This is a genomic window from Actinomadura sp. NEAU-AAG7 (assembly GCF_018603865.1).
Classification (GTDB): domain Bacteria; phylum Actinomycetota; class Actinomycetes; order Streptosporangiales; family Streptosporangiaceae; genus Spirillospora; species Spirillospora litoris.
This window is the reverse complement of sequence record NZ_JAHFZY010000004.1, coordinates 508518-528214: the sequence shown is the minus strand read 5'-3', so window position 1 is coordinate 528214 and position 19697 is coordinate 508518. Positions and strand designations below refer to the sequence as shown.

The following is a 19697-nucleotide window of genomic DNA, read 5'->3' as shown; positions in this document are numbered from 1 at the left end:
CGTGCTCTCAGGCATCGGTCGAGAACCGGACGGCGGTCGGCGGCAGTTCGATCCCGGGCCAGACGCGCAGGCCGCCGCGCAGCTCGTTGCCCGGCCCGACCACCGCGCCGTCGCCGAGGATCACGTCGTCGAGGACGGCGCCGGGCCCGACCCGCGCGCCCCGGCTCAGCACCGAGTTGCGCACGGTCGCGCCCTCGGCGACGAACGCCTCGTCCAGCAGGACGCTGCCGAGCACGGTCGCGCCCGCCTCGACCACCGCGCCGCGCCCGACCGTGGTGCCGCCGCGCACGACCGCGCCGGGCGACACGCTCGCGCCGGTCAGCGTGAGCCGCTCCCCCGGCTCGCCGGGCATCGCGGGCGAGGCCAGCTTGCCGAGCACGAGGTCGCAGGAGCCGCGGACGAACGCCTCGGGCGTGCCGACGTCCAGCCAGTAGCCCGACTCGACGTGGCCCATCACGACCGCGCCGGACGCGATCAGCGACGGGAACGTCTCCCGCTCCACCGACACCACCTCGTCCTCGGCGATCGTGTCGATCGCCGAGCGGCGGAAGACGTAGCAGCCCGCGTTGATCTGGTTCGTCACGGGATGGGAGGTCTTCTCCAGGAACGCCGTGACCCGGCCGGTGCCGTCGGTGGGGACGCAGCCGAACCGCGAGGGGTCGGTGACCTCCGTGAGGTGCAGCGTCACCGCCGCCTCCGCCCGCTCGTGCACCGCGACCTGCGCCTGGACGTCGTGCCCCGACAGGATGTCGCCGTTGAGGATCAGCACGGGGTCGTCGGGCTTGGCGGTGAGCGCCCTGGCCGCGTTGCGGATCGCGCCGCCGGTGCCGAGCGGCTCGTTCTCGCTGACGTAGGCCAGGTCGACGCCGTAGGCGTGCGTGCCGAAGGCCGCCTCGAACATCTCCGCGCGGTAGGACGTGGCGAACACGATCCGGTCGACCCCGGCCGCGTGCGCGCGGGCGAGCTGGTGCGCGAGGAAGGCGACGCCCGCCGTCGGCAGCAGCGGCTTGGGGGTGGAGATCGTCAGCGGGCGCAGGCGGGTGCCCTGCCCTCCCACCAGCAGGATCGCTTCCACAAAGTCCCCTTCTCAAGAGCTCCGGCCCACGCGGCTTTACCGCGAGCCAGGCTAGTGGGTGCGCGACCCCTGGGACGCGCGGTGCTCCTCCACCGCCTTGTCGTAGGAGGCGATGTGCGCGCGGGCCGACTCCGTCCAGCTGAACTCGTGCGAGCGCGCCTGGGCGGCCTCGGCGAGGCTCGCGCGGCGGACCGGATCGGCGATGAGCTTGGCCAGCGCCGAGGCGATGCCGTCGGGGTCGGGCGTGGTGTAGGCGACCGCCTCGCCGCCGACCTCCGGCAGCGGGCCGCGCCGCGTCGTCAGCACGGGCGCGCCGCACGACATCGCCTCCAGGACGGGCAGCCCGAACCCTTCGCCGAGGCTCGGCAGCGCCACCAGGAGCGCGCCGCCGAAGAAGCCCGGCAGCGACGACCACGACAGGTAGCCCGGACGCAGCAGCCGGAGCTGGGGCGGGACCGCCGCGATCGCCGCGTCGACCTCGTCGTCCCATCCGCCGCCGCCCGCCAGCACCAGCGCGGGCGGGTCGGGCAGCCCGGCGCAGGCCCGCGCCCAGCCGCGGATCAGGTTCGGGACGTTCTTGCGCGGCTCCAGCGCCCCGAGATAGGCGATGTAGGGGCGGCCGTGCAGGCCGAGCCGGTCGGAGACCTGCTTGATCTCGGGCTCGGCCGGACGGTGGAACACCTCGTGGTCGACGCCGTGGTAGGCGACGTCGATGTGCGAGGGGTCGGCGCCGAGCAGGCGGACCAGCTCGTCGCGCGTCGCCCGGGACGGGGCGATCAGGCGGGTCGCCCGCCGCGCGGCGGTGCGCGTCGCCGACTTGATGTAGGTCGTCCTCACCGGGTCGTGCCTGCCCGGCTCGGCGAACAGGGTCACGTCGTGGATCGTCACGACGGTGGGCAGGCTCGCGCTGACCGGCATCGTGTAGGTCGGCAGGTGGATGACGTCAGCGGCGACGCTCGCGGCGACGTGCGGCAGGCCCGTCTGCTCCCAGGCCAGCCGGGTCGCGCGGTGCGCGAGGCCCGGCGGCCCGCTGACGATGCGGGTGCCCGGCACGAGCCGTTCGTACCGCTCCTGGTCGGCGCGCTGGCAGGCGACGGCGAGATCGGCCCCCTGCGCGTGCAGGGCCGTCAGCAGTCCGTCGACGTACCGGCCGAGCCCTCCCCTGTCGGCGGGCACGGCCGTCGTGTCCAGCAGGATCCGAGGCGCCACGGTCCACTCCCCCATCCCGGCCCCGGCTCAGCGATCCGGGGCCGCAGTGGCGTAGATCACTCTTTACTGACGAGCCTACGCCCCGCCGGGGACGGATTCGCGCGACCTGGAGCACGCGCGCCCGGGTTTACCTAAACGGGACGTTTGCGCGCGTGGATCAGGACGATGCTGCCGCGCTCGTTCGGCGCCGACCGGTCGGCCAGCGCGACCAGCGGGGCCAGCGGCGCCGCCGCGTTGAAGCCGACCTTGCCGCCGTAGGTCGACAGCGACAGGTAGAGCCGCTCGGTCGCCGCCGTCCGGAACTGGTAGGAGTGGCGGACGAGGTCCAGGCCGCGCTCGTCCATCAGCTTCCCGAGGCTGCCGTGGGTGTAGGTGTGCTGGACGTGGTACTTCGCCTTGTGCGCGTCGCGCAGCTTCGGCCATGCGTCGGCGCGGCTCAGCACGTCGGCGGACATGAAGATCTCACCGCCCGGCTTGAGCACCCGGGCCATCTCGTCCAGCGATTTCCCGCCGTCGTCGAAGTGCTCGATCGCGCAGACCGACAGGATCGCGTCGAAGGAGGCGTCGGCGAACGGCAGCCGCAGCGCGTCGCACTCGATCAGCGCGGGGGCGTTCGCGAGCGTCCGGCCGTAGACCATCTTGCCGCGCGCGAGGTCGATCGACACCGCGTCCGCGCCGCGCCGGCGCGCCTGCCCGGCCCAGTAGCCGTCGCCCCCGGCGACGTCGAGGACACGCCGACCGCGCAGGTCGCGTCCCATCCACGACAGGAGCGTCCCCGCCTCGCGGTAGCGGCACACATGCACCTGGTGCCCCATGAAGGCGACCACATCCGAGATTTTCATCGCCTCCAACTGTAGGGCGAGAGCGTGGCAGGGAGGTCACGTTCGCCTACCCTGGGCGGGTGAAGATGAAGGTCGTCGCCATGCGAGTCCTGCGCGTGCTGCTCGTCCTGCTCGCACTGGCCTTCTGCACCTACAGCGTGGTCGACCAGTGGGACGCGACGACGCGGGCGTTCCGGGAGATGTCCTGGGCGACGCTCGCCGGGTCGCTCGCCGTGGGGCTCGCGGGCCTGTTCACCTGGATGCTCGGCTGGCGCACCTTCCTCGCCGGGCTCGGCTCGCCGCTGGCGCTGCGCCCCGCGTTCCGGATCTCAGCGATCTCCCAGCTCGGCAAGTACGTGCCGGGCAAGGTGTGGGCGCTGGTCACCCAGATCGAGATGGCGCGCGAGCACAAGGTGCCCGCCGAGCGCAGCTTCGGCTCGACGCTGCTCGCGGTCGCCTCGTCCACGGCGTGCGGGCTCGCCGTCGCCTCGGCGACGCTGCCGCTGACCTCCGCCGCCGCGCGCGAGAAGTACTGGTGGCTGTTCCCGCTCGCGCCCGTCATGCTCGCCGCGCTGCACCCGAAGATCGTGACGTGGTGCCTCGACACGATGCTGAGGCTCATCCGGCGGCCGCCGCTGGAGCAGCCGGTCAGCCTCGGCGTGACGCTGCGGGCCGTCGGCTGGACGGTGCTCGGCTGGGTGCTGTTCGGCGTCCACACCTGGCTGCTGTGCGTCGCCGTCGGCGGCGACGGCGCGGGCCTGCCGTTCCTCGCCACCGGCGCCTACGCGCTCGCGTTCGTCGCGGGGTTCCTGGTCTTCATCGCGCCCGGCGGGATCGGGGCCCGGGAGGCCGCGCTGACCGTCGTGCTGACGCCGGTGCTGCCCGCGGGCGCGCCGGTCGTGGTCGCGATCGCCTCCCGCGTCCTGCTGACGATCGCCGACCTGCTGAACGCGGGCGCCGCGCTCCTGCTGGGACGCGGCCCCGGGCATCCGGCGGCGCGCCCGCCGGAGCCGTCCGAGCCGGGCGAGCCCGGCCTGCCTGGTCAGCCCGGGGAACCCGGGAATGAACCCGCCCCTGAGGCGCTTGTCAGGGGTACACCGCAAACGAAGGAGGGACCGTGACGGCCCCGATCACCGTGACCGACGCGACGTTCACCGAAGAGGTCCTGAAAAGCGACACTCCGGTACTGGTCGACTTCTGGGCCGACTGGTGCGGTCCCTGCCGCATGATCGCTCCGATCCTGGAGCAGATCGCGCAGGAGCAGGACGGCAAGATCCGGATCGCGAAGATCGACTACGACGCCAACCCGAAGACGCCGCAGGAGTACGGGGTCATGGGCCTGCCGACCCTCCTGCTCTACAAGAACGGCGAGGTCGTCGAGCAGATCGTCGGCGCCAAGCCGAAGCGCGCCCTGCTCAAGGTGCTCGAACCGCACCTGTGATCGCGCCGGTCAGCACGTCGAGGTAGGCGGCCCACACGGGGCCGTGGTCGACCGGGCGGACGCCGGAGCGCAACCGCTCCGGCTCCCCCGGCGCGTAGAAGCGTTCGAGCGCGCGGGTGAGGGCGGGCACGTCGTCCGGAGCGCACACGACGCCGTCCTCCCCGTCGCGGACCTGCTCGCCGAACCCGCCCACATCGGTGGCGATCACCGGCAGGCCGTGCTCGTGGGCCATCCACACGTTCTGCGAGGCGGTCGCCGTCCGGTAGGGCAGGACGAGCGCGTCCGCGGCGGCGAACAGCCCCGGCACGTCGGCGGCGGGCACGTAGCCGGGACGCAGTTCCACGCGGTCGGTGAGGCCCAGCTCCGCGATCAGCGCCCGGGTCTCCTCCAGCCCGCCCCAGAACTCGCCCGCGACGGTCAGCGCGACGCCGTCCGGCCCGGCGGCGAGCGCGCGGAGCAGGACGTCCAGGCCCTTGTAGGGGCGGACGATCCCGAAGAACAGCAGCCTGCGGCGGACCTTCCCGTCCGGCGGCGCGGGCTTCGCGGACGCGGGCAGGTGCGCGGGCATCTCCGCCACGCGGACCGGGCGCCCCGTCAGGCCGCGCGCCAGGTCGGCCTGCGCCCCGCTGTGGACGAGCACGCCGTCCACCCGCCGCAGCAGCCGCCTCATCAGCGGCACGTCGTACGGCTTGCGCTCATGCGGCAGGACGTTGTGGCACAGCGCCACCACGGGCGTCCGGCGGCGGAGGCCCCCCAGGATCCCCAGGTACGAGGGCACCTGGACGGGGCTCAGCACCGCCAGCACCACCAGGTCGCGCTCGCGCAGCGCGCGGCCGGTGCGCCACCAGCCGTCGGGGCGGCGCCAGTCGAGCCTCCGCCGCGTCCCCGGGAACGGCTCGCCCTCGGGCTCGGAGATCGTCTGCTGGCCCGGGTACAGGAACCTCGGGTACTGGGCCCGCCACGACTCGATCACGACCTCGTGGCCGGCGGCCGACAGCCGGTGCGCCAGCTCGGTGGTGTGGTGGGCGCCGCCCCCCTTGAACGGGAACGCGGGGCCGACGACGGCGATCCGCAACGCGGGGTTGCCCATCCCGCTAGACGTCGCCGCGCGAGCGGACGATGAGGTCGGCCAGCAGCGCCAGCGAGGCGATGATCAACCCCGTCACGAAGATCATGATGGTGTTGTTGGCGAAGTACCCGAAGTGCACGACCATGTCGAACACGCCCTTGAGCAGCCCGATCACGACCAGCCACAGCGCGGGCGGCATCAGCACCTTGAGCGGGTTGAAGTACATGACCATCCGCAGCACCTGGAGGATGTAGCGGTAGGCGTCCTTGGTGAAGTGGAACTTGGACTTCCCGGCCCGCTTGGCGTAGGCGATCGGCATGTACCGCACCGGGTGCTGGTTCGACAGGAACGCGATCGTGATCGTCGTGACGCAGGAGAACCCGGGCGGCAGCAGCCGCAGGTAGGGCAGCGACACCTCGCGGCGGAACGCGCGCAGCCCCGAGTTGAGGTCGGGGATCTTGGTGTTGGTGAGCCGCTCGGCCACCTTGCGGATGAACCACTTCGCCGGGACGCGCAGCGCCTTGTGCGTGCCCTCCTCGCTGGTGCGCGCGCCGACGACCTGGTCGATCGAGGGGTCGGAGTCCAGGGCCTCGACCAGCTCGGGGATCCGCTCGTTCGGGTAGGACATGTCGGCGTCGGTCCACACGACGATCTCGCCGCGCGCCTGCTGCGACCCGATCCGCCGGACGGTGCCGGAGCCGCTGTTGTGCTGGAACGCCATGATCCGCATGTTCGGGAAGCGGGGCGCCGCCTCCCTCAGCCGGGCGAGCGTCTCGTCGGTCGAGCAGTCGTCCACGGCGAGGAGTTCATAGGATCTTCCACTGCCGTCCATCGCCGCGGTGATCCGCTCGACCTCCTCGATCACGTGGTCCTGCTCGTTGTAGCAGGGCAGGACGATCGTGACGTGGACGGGCTCGGGCGGCACGTCGGCGAGCTCGAAGTCGAGCGCCGGATCGGGCAGCGACGGCGCGGGCGCGGACTCGGCCGCGGTTCCGACCGCGGCCTCGGTCGCGGCGCCGGTCGCGGCTTCAGCCGCCAGGGCGGCCTGCTCGGTCGTCGGTGCGGCGGGCTGGGACGCCGACATGGCGGGCTGGGTACTCACGCAGGGCGAGAATACTCGCCCGCGCGGGGCGCGGCGGCCTTACGGGCGGGGCGGCTCGGCGATCCAGACCTCGACGGTGAGGCCCCAGGTGCTGCCGGGCGGGCCGTCCAGGGTCCGGCCGTCCTGCCGGGTCGCGAGCGCGAGCGCGCGTGTCGCCGGGCCGTACCGGGCGACCTGCCCCGGTTCCGCCCCCATGATCACCGGACGGCGCCCGGTGGCGTACACGCGGCCGATGACGCGCCTGACGTCGGCGGGCCGCGCGGAGGACGTCGTCCGCGCGGCGGGCAGCCCGCACATGCCGCGGACCACCTGGAGGAAGCGGTCGGCGGTCGCCCGCTCGACGACCACGACGGAGCGTCCCGGCCCGAGCCTGTCGCACAGGCCGTCGACGGCGGCGCGCTCGTGCTGGTCGGTGCGGGTGACCAGGAACCTGCCGGAGGTGATGACGATCGGCACGAGCGCCAGCAGCACCAGGCCCGCCGCCACCGGGCGGACGACGCGCGGCCCGTACCCGAGGCGCCGCACCCGGCGCGCCGCCCACGCCATCGCGAACACGGTGAACAGCAGCAGGCCGGGGATGGCGAGGCCGATCAGCCGCCGGGACGCCCACGGGTGGTCGGGGGTGATGCCGGGCCGCAGCAGCACCTGGACGGTCGTCCAGACGATGACCGCGTAGGGCAGCAGCCACTCCGGCGACCGGCCGCGCGTCAGCCGCCGCGCCAGCAGCGCCGCGCCGAACGTGGCCAGCAGCAGCGCGGGCACGCCGATGTACCAGACGACCCAGTACAGCGACAGCTCCGAGTACTGCCGGGTGCCGTCCAGCGCCATGCCGTTGATCCGCTGGACCTGCTCGATGAAGTAGGCGTTCAGCTTGTCGTCGGGGTTGGTCGGCACCCGCCGGACGGTCTGCACCAGCGGCCGTACCGCGAACGCCAGCATCACGAGGACGGTGAGCAGGGCGGCGGCGTCCGGCAGCCGCCCGCGCCCGACGGCCGCCGCGAGCCCGCGCAGCCGGGGGCCGGTGCGTCCCCAGCGCAGCAGCACCGCCATGGCGCCCGTCGCCGCCACCACGACGACGGTGAGCGCCAGCAGCGGGTCGAGCGAGGTGTGCAGGTAGCGCAGGTACGGACGGGACAGCGTGAACCCCTCGACCAGCCCGCCCCCCGCGCCGAGCGCGAGCCCGGCGGCCAGCGGGTGGCCGGTGCGGCGGCCCCGCGCGACCAGCAGCCCGGCGAACGCCGCCACCGGCAGCACGTCCCGCAGCCCGTCGATGCGGACGAGCACGACCAGCCCGAGCGCGAGCCCGGCGAGGAACGCCTTCGCCCGCGCCGACCGCACCTCCTCGGTGCGGACGTCGTGCAGCAGCGCGAGCCCGCCGAGCAGCAGCACCAGCGCGGGCAGCTCGCTGAACGTCGAGCGCGACGCCCACAGCATCGGCAGCGTCAGCGCGAGCAGCAGCGCGCCCGCGGGCGCCCAGCGCGGCCCGACCAGCCGCGCGACCAGCCCGGCGAAGGCGAGCACGCAGCACGCGCCGAGCAGCGGCGCCATCAGCAGCATGCCCTGCGTACCGCCGATCCAGCCGCCGAGCGCGAGGACGATCGGCAGCCCGGCCATGAACTGCGGGACGATCGAGCCGCGGTCCTCGTAGAAGGCGGGGCCCGCGTACTCCAGCGCCCGGTCCTCCCCGCCGAACGCCCATTCCATGCGCGGGATCGGCAGCGAGCCGTGCCCGGTCAGCCAGCTCGCGAACTGCACGTACGAGGCCGGGTCGCGGCGCACGATGATCTGCTCGGAGCACATCGCCACCTGGAGGACGAGGAACGCTCCCGCCACCGCGAGCACGGCGCCGGTCGTCCACCACGACACCGAGCCGAGCCCGCCGGGGTCGGGGGTGTCCGCGCCGCCGTCCCCGGCGCCGCGCGGCCGGGACCGCAGCCCCAGCCACAGCGCCAGCCCCGCCACCGGCACGAACAGGGCGATCGCCGGGCCCGGACGGAACACGCCCGCCAGCAGCAGCGGCAGCGAGACCGCCAGCCACGCCACCAGGAGCAGCGCCGGCGCCACGGTGGCCCGTGTGAGCGTCCGGCCCGCGCTCAGGCCCATGCGGTGGTCGTTCATCGGAGCGGAGCGTAGCGGTCCGGGCCGACCGCCGGACGGCCGACCGCGCATACCAGACGCCAGCTCAGGACGCATGTCGGGAGGCACTCCCGACACGTGCTAAGCCGCCGCCGGAGAGGTGCCGCGACGTGCGGCGCTCTACGCTCACCCCATGAGCACACGTGCCGGCGGCGGCCCCGGCGGCGGAGCGGGGCCGGCCGACCTGCTCCGCGCCCGCGTCGCGGACGACCCGTCCCGCCCCTTCGTGACCTTCTACGACGACGCGTCGGGCGAGCGCGTCGAGCTGTCGGCGCGCACGTTCGACAACTGGGTCTCCAAGACGGCGAACTTCCTGGTGGACGGGCTGGGCGCCGAGCCCGGCACGCGCGTGGTGCTCGCGCTGCCGCCGCACTGGCAGACCGCCGTGTGGCTGATGGCCTGCTGGTCTGCGGGTCTCGTCGCCGAGCCCGTGGATCCGGCCGCCCTCGATAGCGAGTCGGCCGAACCGGGCGACGCCTCCGCGCCGTACATCCTGGCGGCGGCCGAGGAGGTGCTGGACGACGTGCTCACCGGCGGGGCGTACGGCGATGCGGAGGAGATCGTGGGCCTCTCGCTGCACGCGCTGGGCGGCCCGCTCACCGCGTGCCCTTCCGGGGTGACCGACTACGCCCTGGAGGTGCGCGCCCACGGTGACCGGTTCGTGCCGGACCGGCGGGTGTCGCCCGAGCTCCCCGCGCTCTCGGTGCCGGTTCCGTTGCCCGCCTCAGATGTGACAAAGACCACACTGACCGGGGCGGACGTCGTCGCGCGAGCCCGCGCGGCCGCTGTGAAATGGGAGTTGGACGCGCGGAGCCGGATCCTGGTTGACATGTCCTTCACCACACTCGACGGGGTACTTGCGTGCCTGGTCGCACCACTAGCCTCAGGTGCTTCCGTCATAATTCAACGAAACTTTGACAAAGCCGTCCTGGATCGGCGGGTCACGCTGGAGCATGTGACGGCGGTGGCCGGGATCCCCGGAGCGAATGACGCATCCGGGTCCCCGCGCCTGCTCGCCTGACCTACGCTCTCCCTTGCTCCAACCACGACCACAGCCGCTCTGAACACGACTCACACCGCTAGCGCCACGACTCACAACGCCGACCGAACCCCTGAAAGCGGGCTCGCCCCCGGACCACGGAGCCGATGAACAGCAACCCGATGTACATGGAGTACGTCGACGACGCCGATCCGCAACAGGCGTCGCCTCGACGCGGTTGGCGCATCCTCGGCTGGGTGTGCATCGGGCTGTCGGCGGTCATGGTGGCGGGATCGCTCACCGCCTACGGCCTGTACCGCAAGGCGTTCGGGAACATCTCCCACGAGGACGTGAACGCCCAGCTCGGCCCCAACCGGCCGAAGAAGCTGAACAGCGCGATGAACATCCTGCTGCTCGGGTCCGACACCCGCGCGGGGGCCAACTCCAAGTACGGCCGCGCGCTGAAGAACGAGCCGCCGCGCTCGGACACGATGATCCTGCTGCACCTGTCGCCCGGCGGCGGCCAGGCGATGGGCATCAGCTTCCCCCGCGACCTGATGGTCCGGATGCCCTCCTGCAAGTCCAGGGACGGCCGGACGATCCCCGCCCAGGCCCGCGCCCAGATCAACTCGGCGTTCACCAACGGCGGCGCCGCGTGCGTGATGAAGACGATCGAGAGCCTGTCCAACATCCGCATCGACCACTTCATGCAGGTGGACTTCAACGGCTTCAAGTCGATCACCAACGCCGTCGGCGGCGTCCCGATCTGCCTGCCCAAGGACGTCAACGACCCGAAGTCCAAGCTCAACCTGAAGCGCGGCAGGCACACGATCAAGGGTGAGACGGCGCTCGCCTACGTCCGCGTCCGGCACGGTCTCGGGGACGGCTCCGACACCGACCGCATCAAGCGGCAGCAGAAGTTCATGGGCGCGCTGGCGAACAAGGCGATGAGCGCGGGCGTGCTCAGCAACCCGGCGCGGATGCTGTCGCTGATGAACGCGGCCACCAAGTCGCTCACCACCGACAAGGAGCTCACCCCGCAGGTCATGATGCGGATCGGCCAGGGCATGCAGGGCATGAGCTCGGGCAAGCTGCGCTTCATCACCGTCCCCTCGGGGCCCGACCCGGCCGACACCAACCGGGTGGCGCTGACCACCGAGGCGCAGCCGTTCTTCGAGACGGTCCGCAACGACAAGACGGTCCCCGAGGCGCCCAAGCCGGGCGCCTCGAAGATCCCGCCGAGCCAGGTGCAGGTGCGGGTGTACAACGCCAGCGGCATCGCGGGGCAGGCCAAGCGCGTCTCCGAGGACCTCCAGGCGCAGGGCTACCAGGTCACCGTCGGCGGCAACGCGCCGTCCAACTCGGCGATCACCAAGGTCATGTACGGTGCGGGTGCCGACAGGCAGGCGCAGACGCTGGTCTCGATGATCCCGAGCAAGCCGCAGCCGACGGCCCGCACGACCGGCGCCAAGCCGGGCGTCGTCGACCTGATCGTCGGCTCCGACTGGAAGGCCCTGAAGAACCCCAAGGGCGGGATCCCCAAGCAGAACGGCGAGATCAAGGCCAGCGACGACGTCTGCAAGGGAGCCTGACCAGCACGACCAGCAAGGGGCCCTGAGCCCCTACAGCCCATGCCGCAGCCCATCATGAAGCAGCCATCATGAAGCAGCCATGACGCACACCACCGCTCCCGGAACGGTCGAAAGGCCCGATCAGCCCTGGTCCTCGGTCCCCGGGGCCGCGATCCCCGACCCGGCGGCGGTGCCCGCCGCCGAGACGGGCCCGCCCGCCGAGCCCGGACGGGCCGGCTCCGAGGCGGAGCCGGCCGACCAGGTCCGCAAGCCCCGCGACCCGTTCTTCGACAACGCCAAGTACCTCGCGATCCTGCTGGTCGTGGCCGGGCACTCGCTGGCCAACCTGCAGAACGTCCCGATGGCCAAGGGCCTGTACATCTTCATCTACCTGTTCCACATGCCGCTGTTCATCGTGATCACCGGCTACTTCTCGCGGAACTGGACGTTCTCCGGCGGCAAGGCGCGCAAGCTCATCACCAACGTCGGCGTGCCCTACGTGGTGTTCGAGTTCGCCTACTCGATCTACGACTGGCTGGCGGGCGACAACAAGCTGGAGATCAGCCTCCTCAACCCCTACTACCTGACCTGGTTCCTGTGCGCGCTGTTCCTGTGGCGGCTGTCCACGCCGGTCTGGCAGCAGATCCGGTGGCCGCTCGCGGTCGCGCTGACGTTCGCGCTGCTGTCGTACATGAGCGACCTCGGCGGCACCTTCGACATCCACCGGGTGCTCGGGCTGCTGCCGTTCTACGTCCTCGGGCTCAACCTGAAGCCCGAGCACTTCGAGCTGCTGAAGCGGCCGATCGCGCGGCCGATCGGGTTCGCCGTCCTCGCCCTCGGGCTCGGCGGCTCCTACCTCGTCATGAACCACATGTCGCGGAACTGGATCTTCTGGGCGAACCCGCACTTCCAGCTCGGCGTCGGCAACCTCGCCGGGACGGTGATGCGGCTCGGCATGTTCGTGTCCGCGACCGTGCTGGTCGCGGCGTTCCTCGCGATCGTCCCCCGGCGGCGGTACTGGTTCACCGCGCTCGGCGCCGCGACCCTGTACGCCTACCTGCTGCACGGGTTCGTCACGCGGCTGCTGAACTTCACCGACTGGTGGGGCGCGGACTGGATGCACACCCCGGCGGGCGTCGTCGCGGTCGTCGCGGGCGCGGTGGTCGTCGGCACCTGCCTGTGCACGCGGCCGGTCGTGCGCTGCATGAGCTGGGCGCTGGAGCCCAAGATGACCTGGGTGTTCACCCCCCTGCGCCGTCCCCGCGCCAAGGGCTGACATGATCGCCGCGTTCGCGGCAGTCTGCCGCATCGGCCTCCGCGGCCTCCGGCGGGGCACTAGAGTCGGCATCCCCTCCGCGTGAACGTTCGTCCCGCGCCAAGTGAATCTTTCGGAGACATGACGGAAACCCTCCCCCAGGCGCGCCCGCCGGCCGGCGAACCCGCCGGCGGTGCCGCGCCGCAGCCGCGCCCCCGCGACGCCTACTTCGACAACGCCAAGTTCTTCACGGCCCTGCTCGTCGTCGTCGGGCACGTCTGGGCCGAGTTCGGGGACAGCCAGGCCGCCCACGCGGCGTACATGGTGCTGTACGGATTCCACATGCCGGTGTTCGTGTTCATCTCCGGCTACTTCTCGCGCGGGTTCATGCGCTCGACCGACAAGTTCCGGAATATCTTCCCCAGCTTGATCGTGCCCTATGTGATTTTCATCGTGCTTTACCGGTTGCAGCTCGTGTTCATCAACGACGCCGATTTCCGGTTGAGCTCCCTTTTCCGTCCGCACTTCCTGATGTGGTTCCTGGTCGCGATGGTGTTCTGGCGGCTGAGCGCGCCGCTGTGGGGGCACCTGCGCCACCCGGTGGCGGTCTCGATGGCGCTGGCGCTGGTCGCGGGCACCTGGACGTTCACCGCCGACTCCACGCTCAGCCGGACGGCCGGGCTGCTGCCCTTCTTCGTCCTCGGCCTGACCGTGGAGCCCCGGCACGTCCAACTGCTGCGCCGCTCCTGGGCGCGCTGGGCGGGCCTCGGCGTGCTGCTGGCCGCGCTGCCGGTCGCCTACGTCTGGGAGCGCGGCACGGTCGTCCCGAAGATCAACAAGGCCTACGTCTGGTGGACGATGGGCTATGAGGACATGGGTTACTCGACGCCGGAGGGCATCGGCTGGCGGGTCCTCACCGTCGTGTTCGCGCTCGTCCTCGGGGCCGCGTTCCTCGCCGCGATCCCGCGCGGCCAGGCCTGGTACACGGCGATGGGGACGCGGACGATGTACGTGTACCTGCTGCACGGCCTCGTCGTGAAGACCTTCGACTACAGCGGCCTCCTGGCCAAGCCCGCCCTGCACAACCCGCTCGGCATGGTGGGCGTCACGCTGGCCGCGCTGGCGCTCGGGGTGGTGCTCGCCACGGCCCCCGTGCAGCGGGTCACGCGCTGGGCGGTGGAGCCCAGGGCCCGATGGCTGCTCAAGCCCTCGCATGGCCGGACATAAGCTCTTACTACCGTGTGCGGGTATGATCCAGATTTCACCGAGAAGTTGATTGGCGTTCCGTGAGCAGTGGTAATGACATCTCTCTGAGCATCATCGTGCCCGTGCACAAGGTGCAGGGCTACATCCGGCAGTGCATGGACTCGATCCTCGATCCCGACCTTCCGAACCTGGAAGTGATCGCGGTCGACGACGCCTCGCCGGACGCATGCGGGGAGATCCTCGACGAGTACGCGGAGCGCGACTCGCGCGTCCGCGTCCTGCACCTCGCCGAGAACGTCGGGCTCGGCCACGCGCGCAACACCGGGCTCGACGCGGCGACCGGCGACTACGTCTGGTTCTTCGACAGCGACGACCACGCCACCGAGGGCGCCCTGCGCGCGATCTGCGACCGGCTCGCCGAGACCCGGCCGGACGTGCTGGTCTTCGACTACGCCCGCTCGTACTGGAACGGCAAGGTCAAGCGCAGCATCATCAACGACCTGTTCCGCGAGCCTCCGGCGCCGGACGTGTTCACGCTGGCCGAGCGCCCGAGCGTCCTTGAGATGATGATGACGGCCTGGAACAAGGCGATCCGCCGCCAGTTCCTGCTCGACCTCGGGCTGCGCTTCAGCGGCGGGTACTACGAGGACGTCAACGTCACCTACCCGATCCTGATGGCGGCCGAGCGGCTCAGCCTGCTCGACCGGGTCTGCTACATCTACCGGCAGCGCCGCCGCGGCGCGATCACCCGGACGACCGGCGCCAAGCACTTCGACGCGTTCGCGCAGTACGACCGCATCTTCGCCTTCATGGACGAGATGGGCCCGGAGGCCGACCAGTTCCGGAACCTCATGTTCAACCGGACGATCTGGCACCTGCTGGTGATCATCGAGCGGGGCGACCGAGTGCACCCGTCGGAGAACGAGCGGTTCTTCGCCGAGATGTCCAAGACCTACAACCGGTACCGGCCCGAGGGGCACGTCCCGCCCGACGACAAGCCGCACCTGGCCGAGAAGCACCGGCTGATCCAGAAGAACGACTACCGGGGCTTCGCGCGGCTCGGCCCGGGGTCGGTGAAGGCCAAGGCCAAGAAGCCCGCCCGCAAGGCCAACAACCTGCGCAAGCGCGGCGTGCTGGCCTCCAAGGCGATGGCCAAGGACCGCTTCTACCAGATGCAGCGCCACCTGGCCGTCGACGAGAACCTGGCCGTGTTCGGCGCCTACTGGTACCGCGGGTACTCCTGCAACCCGGCGGCGATCTACGAGAAGCTCAAGGAGCTGGCCCCGCACGTCCACGGCGTGTGGGTGGTGAAGTCGGGCGCGCGCAAGAACATGCCGGAGGGCGTCGACTACGTCGTGGCCGGGTCGGCCGACTACTACCGGACGATCGCCCGCGCGAAGTACTTCGTCAACAACGTCAACTTCCCCGACCACTACGTCAAGCGCCCCGGCCAGGTGCACATGATGACGCAGCACGGGACGCCGCTGAAGAAGATGGGCCTCGACCAGATGGAGTACCCGGTCGGGGCCAAGGAGATGGACTTCAAGGCGCTGATCGAGCGCTCGGACCGCTGGGACTACCTGGTCTCCTCCAACCCGCTGTCGAGCGAGGCGTGGGAGCGCGGTTTCCCGTGCAACTACGAGATGCTGGAGATCGGGTACCCGCGCAACGACCGGCTCGTGCGGGCCACCGAGGAGGAGCGGCTCCGGCTGCGCGACGAGCTGGGCGTGCCCGAGGGCAGGACCGCGATCCTGTACGCGCCGACGCACCGCGAGTACCAGCGCCGCTACACCCCGATGTTCGACATCGGGCGGGTCGTGGAGCAGCTCGGAGCCGGCCACGTCCTGCTGGTGCGCGCGCACTACTACTACAAGCTGAAGAACATGGCGGCGGACATGGGATGGCCGGAGGGCAGCGTCATCGACGTGTCCGGGCACCGGTCGGTCGAGGACCTCGCGATCGCCTCGGACGCGCTGCTCACCGACTACTCCTCGGTCATGTTCGACTACGCCAACCTCGACAAGCCGATCGTGATCTACGCCAACGACTGGGAGACCTACAAGCTGACCCGCGGGGTCAACTTCGACATCACCGCGACCCCGCCGGGCGTCGTCGCCACGACGGAGAGCGAGCTGGTGGACGCGTTCGTCTCCCGGGCGGCGTGGAGCGACACGGCCCAGAAGGCGCGCGAAAGCTTCCGGGCCCGGTTCTGCCCCTGGGACGATGGCCACGCCGCCGAGCGCGCCGTCCGCCGGATGTTCCTGGGCGAGAAGGTCCCGAACCCTCCGCAGTGAGCACCCGCCCCGCTCCAGCACCACCGGCGGGCACCGGCACCCACGGGGCCCGCCGCGCACACAACGTCGTCTCACGACCCGGCGCGGGGCGCCGGGTCCCTTAGGTGGTTGAAGGAGTGGGCCGCTTGTCCAGTAGCCGGATCAGCGTCATCGTCCTCACGCACGGCGCCGGGGAGTCCTTCCCCGGCACCCTGGAGTCCCTCGCGGCGCAGTCCTACGGCGAGATCGAGGTCCTCGTCATGGACGACGGGGCCGGGGGCGCCGCCGGGGTCGAGCTGCCCGACGAGCGGTTCCGGCTCGTCCGGGAGGGCGCGCTCAGCCGGGGCGCGGCCCGCGGCCGCGGCGCCGCCGAGGCGGGCGGGGAGTTCCTGCTGTTCGTGGACGGCGGCGACGAGCTGCCTCCGGACGGGCTGGAGCTGCTCGTGACCGCGCTGGAGAGGTCCGGCTCGGACCTCGCGCTCGGCTCGGAGGCCGTCAGGAGGCGGACGGGCCAGGTGTGGTCGTGGCAGCCGCGCTCGACGCCCGCCGCCCCCGCGTCGGGGACGGACCTGCGGCGCCGTCCCGAGCTGATCCTGAACCGGCAGATCACCGGCAAGCTCCTCCGCCGGTCGTTCTGGACGTCGGCGGGCCTGGAGTTCCCCGACATCGGCCGCTACGACGACCTCGCGGCGACCGTCAAGGCGCTGCACCTGGCGAAGAAGATCGACGTCCTGTCGGAGGTGGTGCTGCGGCGGCGGCGCCCCCGGTTCGGGTCGACGACGGTCCCGCAGGACATCGCGGACGGGTTCGGCGCGGTCACGCTCGCGACCGGCTGGCTCACCGCCCACGGCGACGCCAGGGACGCGCGGCGCCTCCAGCTCGCCACCGTCAACACCGACCTGCGCGTGTTCCTGGACGTGCTGCCCGACCTGTCCGAGGAGGAGCGCGAGCAGGTCGTCGCGCAGGCCGCGACGTACGCGGCGGGGATCTCCCCGAAGGTGTTCGCCGAGGCGTCCGCGCTCGTCCGGCTGAAGTGGCACCTCGCCACGACGGGGCACACGGGCGAGCTGGTGAAGGTCGTTCGGTACGAGCGGGGCAAGTCCTCACCGTCGATCGTCCGCGACCCGCTGCGCCGCTACGTGGTGTACCCGTACTGGAAGGACGGCTCGCTCGACGTCCCCCGCGAGGTGTACCGGGCGCGCGGCGAGGTCAAGCTGCGGGGCCGCGTGCACGCGGTGTCCTGGGACGGCGACCGCCTCACCGTCACCGGCGAGGCCTACATCAACTCGGTCAGCTCGCGCCGCCGCTGGACGTCGCTGAAGGCCGTCACGCTGCGCTCGGGCCGCCGGAAGATCACCGCGCGGGCGAGGCAGACGCCGAAGCCGGGCAAGAAGACCGGCGGCTGGTCGGGCTTTGAGTTCTCGATCGACGCCGGGAAGCTCCGCGACCACGGCCAGTGGGTCGAGGGCACCTGGGACGTGCGGGCGTCGGTGCTGAACGCCGGCGTGTTCCGGCAGGGCCCGCTGCGCGGCGGCGGGTCGGGCACCGGCGCGAACCCGCCCTACCGCTACGTCGCGGGCGACGTGCGCGTCGTCCCGCTGATCGTGGACGGCGAGCTGCGGGTCAAGGTCGAGAAGGTGCGGGTGCGCGCGAGCGGGCTGCGCTGGGACGGCGACGCGCTGGTCGTCGACGTCGCGGCGGCGCAGGCCCCGCCCGCCGAGCTGACCCTGCGGCTCGGCGACACCGCCGTCGCGGTCCCCGTCGTGGACGAGGGCGGCACGCACCGCGCCCGGATCGACCCGGCGGCGCTCGCGGACGTCCCGATCTCCCCCGAGGCGATCGACGACACCCGCGACTGGACGGTGTCGGCGGACGGCCGCCCGCTCGTCCTCGCCGAGGGCATCGACGACGCCGAGCGTCCGTTCGGCGCGCTGGAGGTGAGCGCGGGGCGCGGCCCGAGCGGCTACCTGCGGGTGCGGCTGACCACGACCCGGCTGATCGTCGGCGAGTGCGCGTGGCGCCCCGACGGGACGCTCGTGCTCACCGCGACGCACGCCGCCCACGGCGGCGGGCAGATCGTGGTCCGGGGCAGGGCGCGCCGCAAGGAGTTCGCGTTCGACCTCGTCCCCGGCGAGGCGGGGACGCTGCGCGCCGAGGTGCCGGTCGCGGCGGTGCCGAGCGTCGCGGGCGTGCTGCCGCTGCGCCCGGGGCGCTGGGACGTGCTGTTCCGCCCGTCCGGGCGCGGGGAGCGGGCGCTGACCGTGCGGCTCACCGGCGCCGCGCAGAAGGGCCTGCCGGGGGCGCTGGAGGTGGCGCGCCGCGAGTACGACCTGGAGTCCAGCGACGGGCGGCTCGTGGTGGCGGTGACCGGCGACGTCTCCGGCGAGGAGAAGAGCGCGGGCCCGAAGATCCGCGAGGAGGCGCGCCGCCGCGTCGAGCGGGACGGCCTGCGCGACGCCGTCGTGTTCTCCTGCTTCAGCGGCCGCCAGTACTCCGACAGCCCGAAGGCGATCCACCAGGAGCTCGTCCGGCGCGGCTCGCCGCTGGAGCAGCTCTGGGTCGTCAACGACGCCCAGGTGGAGCTGCCCGACACGCTCCAGGCGCTGCGGCTGAACGGCAAGGAGTGGCAGGAGGCCGTGACGACCTCCCGCTACATCATCACCAACCACCGGCTCGGCGAGTGGTTCCAGCGCCACCCCGACCAGGTCGTGTTGCAGACCTGGCACGGGACGCCGCTGAAGAAGATCGGCAGGGACATCAAGGAGGTGCACTTCGCCTACGCGCCCGGCATGAAGCACGCGCTCCAGGCGAAGACCACCGGCCCGACCGTGCCCGAGTGGAGCCACCTGCTGTCGCCGAACCCGTTCAGCACGGAGATCTTCCGCCGCGCGTTCGCGTTCAAGGGCGAGATCATCGAGGCCGGGTACCCGCGCAACGACCTGATGCACAGCCCCGAGGCGGAGGTCGTCGCCAAGGACGTCCGCGCCCGGCTCGGGATCCCCGAGGGCAAGAAGGTCGTGCTGTACGCGCCGACCTGGCGCGACGACCAGTACTACAGCAAGGGCCGGTACCGGTTCGACATGCGCATCGACCTGGAGCGCGCGCGGGAGGCGCTCGGCGAGGACCACGTGCTGCTCGTCCGGCTGCACACCAACGTCGTGGACGGCGTCCCCGAGGACGAGAGCGGCTTCGTCCGCGACGTCTCGCTCTACCCCGACATCACCGAGCTGTACCTGATCGCCGACATGATGATCAGCGACTACTCCTCGGTGATGTTCGACTACGCCAACACCGGCCGCCCCATGCTGTTCTTCACCTACGACCTGGCGGACTACCGGGACCGGCTCCGCGGCTTCTACTTCGACTTCGAGGCCGAGTCGCCGGGGCCGCTCGTGGAGACCTCCGACGACCTGATCGAGGCGATCCGCGACGTCGAGTCCGCCACGGAGGGCCACCGCAAGCGGTACGAGGACTTCGTGGCCCGGTTCTGCCCCCTGGACGACGGCAGCGCCGCCGCCCGCACCGTCGACCGGATCTTCGACCCGACTCCGTGAGGCCCC

Annotated in this window: 14 protein-coding genes; 8 read left to right on the top strand and 6 right to left on the bottom strand. The window is 71.9% G+C overall.

What is annotated here, in order from left to right:
* Positions 1 to 7: 7 nt before the first annotated feature.
* The 3 genes from KLI87_RS21430 to KLI87_RS21420 form a co-directional block, all read right to left on the bottom strand.
* Positions 8 to 1075 carry a sugar phosphate nucleotidyltransferase gene (locus KLI87_RS21430; protein WP_214618391.1) on the bottom strand — a complete coding sequence of 356 codons (1068 nt, stop codon included), beginning with the start codon at positions 1073 to 1075 and terminating at the stop codon, positions 8 to 10.
* A gap of 51 nt (positions 1076 to 1126) precedes the next feature.
* The gene (locus KLI87_RS21425) at positions 1127 to 2284 is read right to left on the bottom strand and encodes a glycosyltransferase family 1 protein (RefSeq protein ID WP_214618390.1); all 1158 of its coding nucleotides are present in this window, start codon (positions 2282 to 2284) and stop codon (positions 1127 to 1129) included.
* A 131-nt stretch (positions 2285 to 2415) separates the two neighbouring features.
* The gene (locus KLI87_RS21420; RefSeq protein ID WP_156215697.1) at positions 2416 to 3126 is read right to left on the bottom strand and encodes a class I SAM-dependent methyltransferase; all 711 of its coding nucleotides are present in this window, start codon (positions 3124 to 3126) and stop codon (positions 2416 to 2418) included.
* A gap of 65 nt (positions 3127 to 3191) precedes the next feature.
* Between KLI87_RS21420 and KLI87_RS21415 the strand changes: the two genes are divergently transcribed.
* Positions 3192 to 4226 (top strand): lysylphosphatidylglycerol synthase transmembrane domain-containing protein, encoded by a 1035-nt coding sequence (locus KLI87_RS21415; RefSeq protein WP_246249576.1) that lies wholly within the window; start codon positions 3192 to 3194, stop codon positions 4224 to 4226.
* Positions 4223 to 4546: a thioredoxin gene (trxA, locus tag KLI87_RS21410; protein ID WP_214618389.1), complete on the top strand. Its 324-nt coding sequence runs from the start codon at positions 4223 to 4225 to the stop codon at positions 4544 to 4546. Before KLI87_RS21415 ends, trxA begins: the two co-directional genes overlap by 4 nt.
* Here trxA and KLI87_RS21405 read toward each other — a convergent pair.
* The 3 genes from KLI87_RS21405 to KLI87_RS21395 form a co-directional block, all read right to left on the bottom strand.
* The gene (locus KLI87_RS21405; protein WP_250904074.1) at positions 4521 to 5636 is read right to left on the bottom strand and encodes a glycosyltransferase family 4 protein; all 1116 of its coding nucleotides are present in this window, start codon (positions 5634 to 5636) and stop codon (positions 4521 to 4523) included. The genes trxA and KLI87_RS21405 overlap by 26 nt on opposite strands.
* Before the next feature lie 4 nt (positions 5637 to 5640).
* Positions 5641 to 6654, bottom strand: a complete 1014-nt coding sequence (locus KLI87_RS21400; protein WP_374225469.1) for a glycosyltransferase family 2 protein — start codon at positions 6652 to 6654, stop codon at positions 5641 to 5643.
* 102 nt (positions 6655 to 6756) lie between these two features.
* Entirely contained in the window at positions 6757 to 8835 is a 2079-nt protein-coding gene (locus tag KLI87_RS21395; protein ID WP_250904073.1) for a hypothetical protein, read from the bottom strand.
* Between the two features lie 151 nt (positions 8836 to 8986).
* On the opposite strand from KLI87_RS21395, the gene KLI87_RS21390 reads away from it, so the two are divergent.
* The 6 genes from KLI87_RS21390 (at position 8987) to KLI87_RS21365 (ending at position 19691) form a co-directional block, all read left to right on the top strand.
* Complete coding sequence (locus KLI87_RS21390) at positions 8987 to 9874, top strand: TIGR03089 family protein (protein WP_214618388.1); 888 nt, start codon at positions 8987 to 8989, stop codon at positions 9872 to 9874.
* A 125-nt stretch (positions 9875 to 9999) separates the two neighbouring features.
* Positions 10000 to 11424 (top strand): LCP family protein, encoded by a 1425-nt coding sequence (locus tag KLI87_RS21385; protein WP_156215694.1) that lies wholly within the window; start codon positions 10000 to 10002, stop codon positions 11422 to 11424.
* Between the two features lie 79 nt (positions 11425 to 11503).
* Entirely contained in the window at positions 11504 to 12679 is a 1176-nt protein-coding gene (locus tag KLI87_RS21380) for an acyltransferase family protein (RefSeq protein WP_214618387.1), read from the top strand.
* 120 nt (positions 12680 to 12799) lie between these two features.
* Positions 12800 to 13885: an acyltransferase family protein gene (locus KLI87_RS21375; protein ID WP_214618386.1), complete on the top strand. Its 1086-nt coding sequence runs from the start codon at positions 12800 to 12802 to the stop codon at positions 13883 to 13885.
* A gap of 59 nt (positions 13886 to 13944) precedes the next feature.
* Complete coding sequence (locus KLI87_RS21370) at positions 13945 to 16158, top strand: bifunctional glycosyltransferase family 2 protein/CDP-glycerol:glycerophosphate glycerophosphotransferase (protein ID WP_308166102.1); 2214 nt, start codon at positions 13945 to 13947, stop codon at positions 16156 to 16158.
* Positions 16159 to 16283: 125 nt separating this feature from the next.
* Positions 16284 to 19691 (top strand): CDP-glycerol glycerophosphotransferase family protein, encoded by a 3408-nt coding sequence (locus KLI87_RS21365; protein ID WP_214618384.1) that lies wholly within the window; start codon positions 16284 to 16286, stop codon positions 19689 to 19691.
* Positions 19692 to 19697 lie beyond the last annotated feature (6 nt).

Coding starts and splice junctions, on each gene's coding strand:
- KLI87_RS21420 (WP_156215697.1), bottom strand. CDS start 3,126: ATGAAAATCTCGGATGTGGTCGCCTTCATGGGGCACCAGGTGCATGTG.
- KLI87_RS21415 (WP_246249576.1), top strand. CDS start 3,192: ATGAAGGTCGTCGCCATGCGAGTCCTGCGCGTGCTGCTCGTCCTGCTC.
- KLI87_RS21405 (WP_250904074.1), bottom strand. CDS start 5,636: ATGGGCAACCCCGCGTTGCGGATCGCCGTCGTCGGCCCCGCGTTCCCG.
- KLI87_RS21395 (WP_250904073.1), bottom strand. CDS start 8,835: ATGAACGACCACCGCATGGGCCTGAGCGCGGGCCGGACGCTCACACGG.
- KLI87_RS21390 (WP_214618388.1), top strand. CDS start 8,987: ATGAGCACACGTGCCGGCGGCGGCCCCGGCGGCGGAGCGGGGCCGGCC.
- KLI87_RS21385 (WP_156215694.1), top strand. CDS start 10,000: ATGAACAGCAACCCGATGTACATGGAGTACGTCGACGACGCCGATCCG.
- KLI87_RS21380 (WP_214618387.1), top strand. CDS start 11,504: ATGACGCACACCACCGCTCCCGGAACGGTCGAAAGGCCCGATCAGCCC.
- KLI87_RS21375 (WP_214618386.1), top strand. CDS start 12,800: ATGACGGAAACCCTCCCCCAGGCGCGCCCGCCGGCCGGCGAACCCGCC.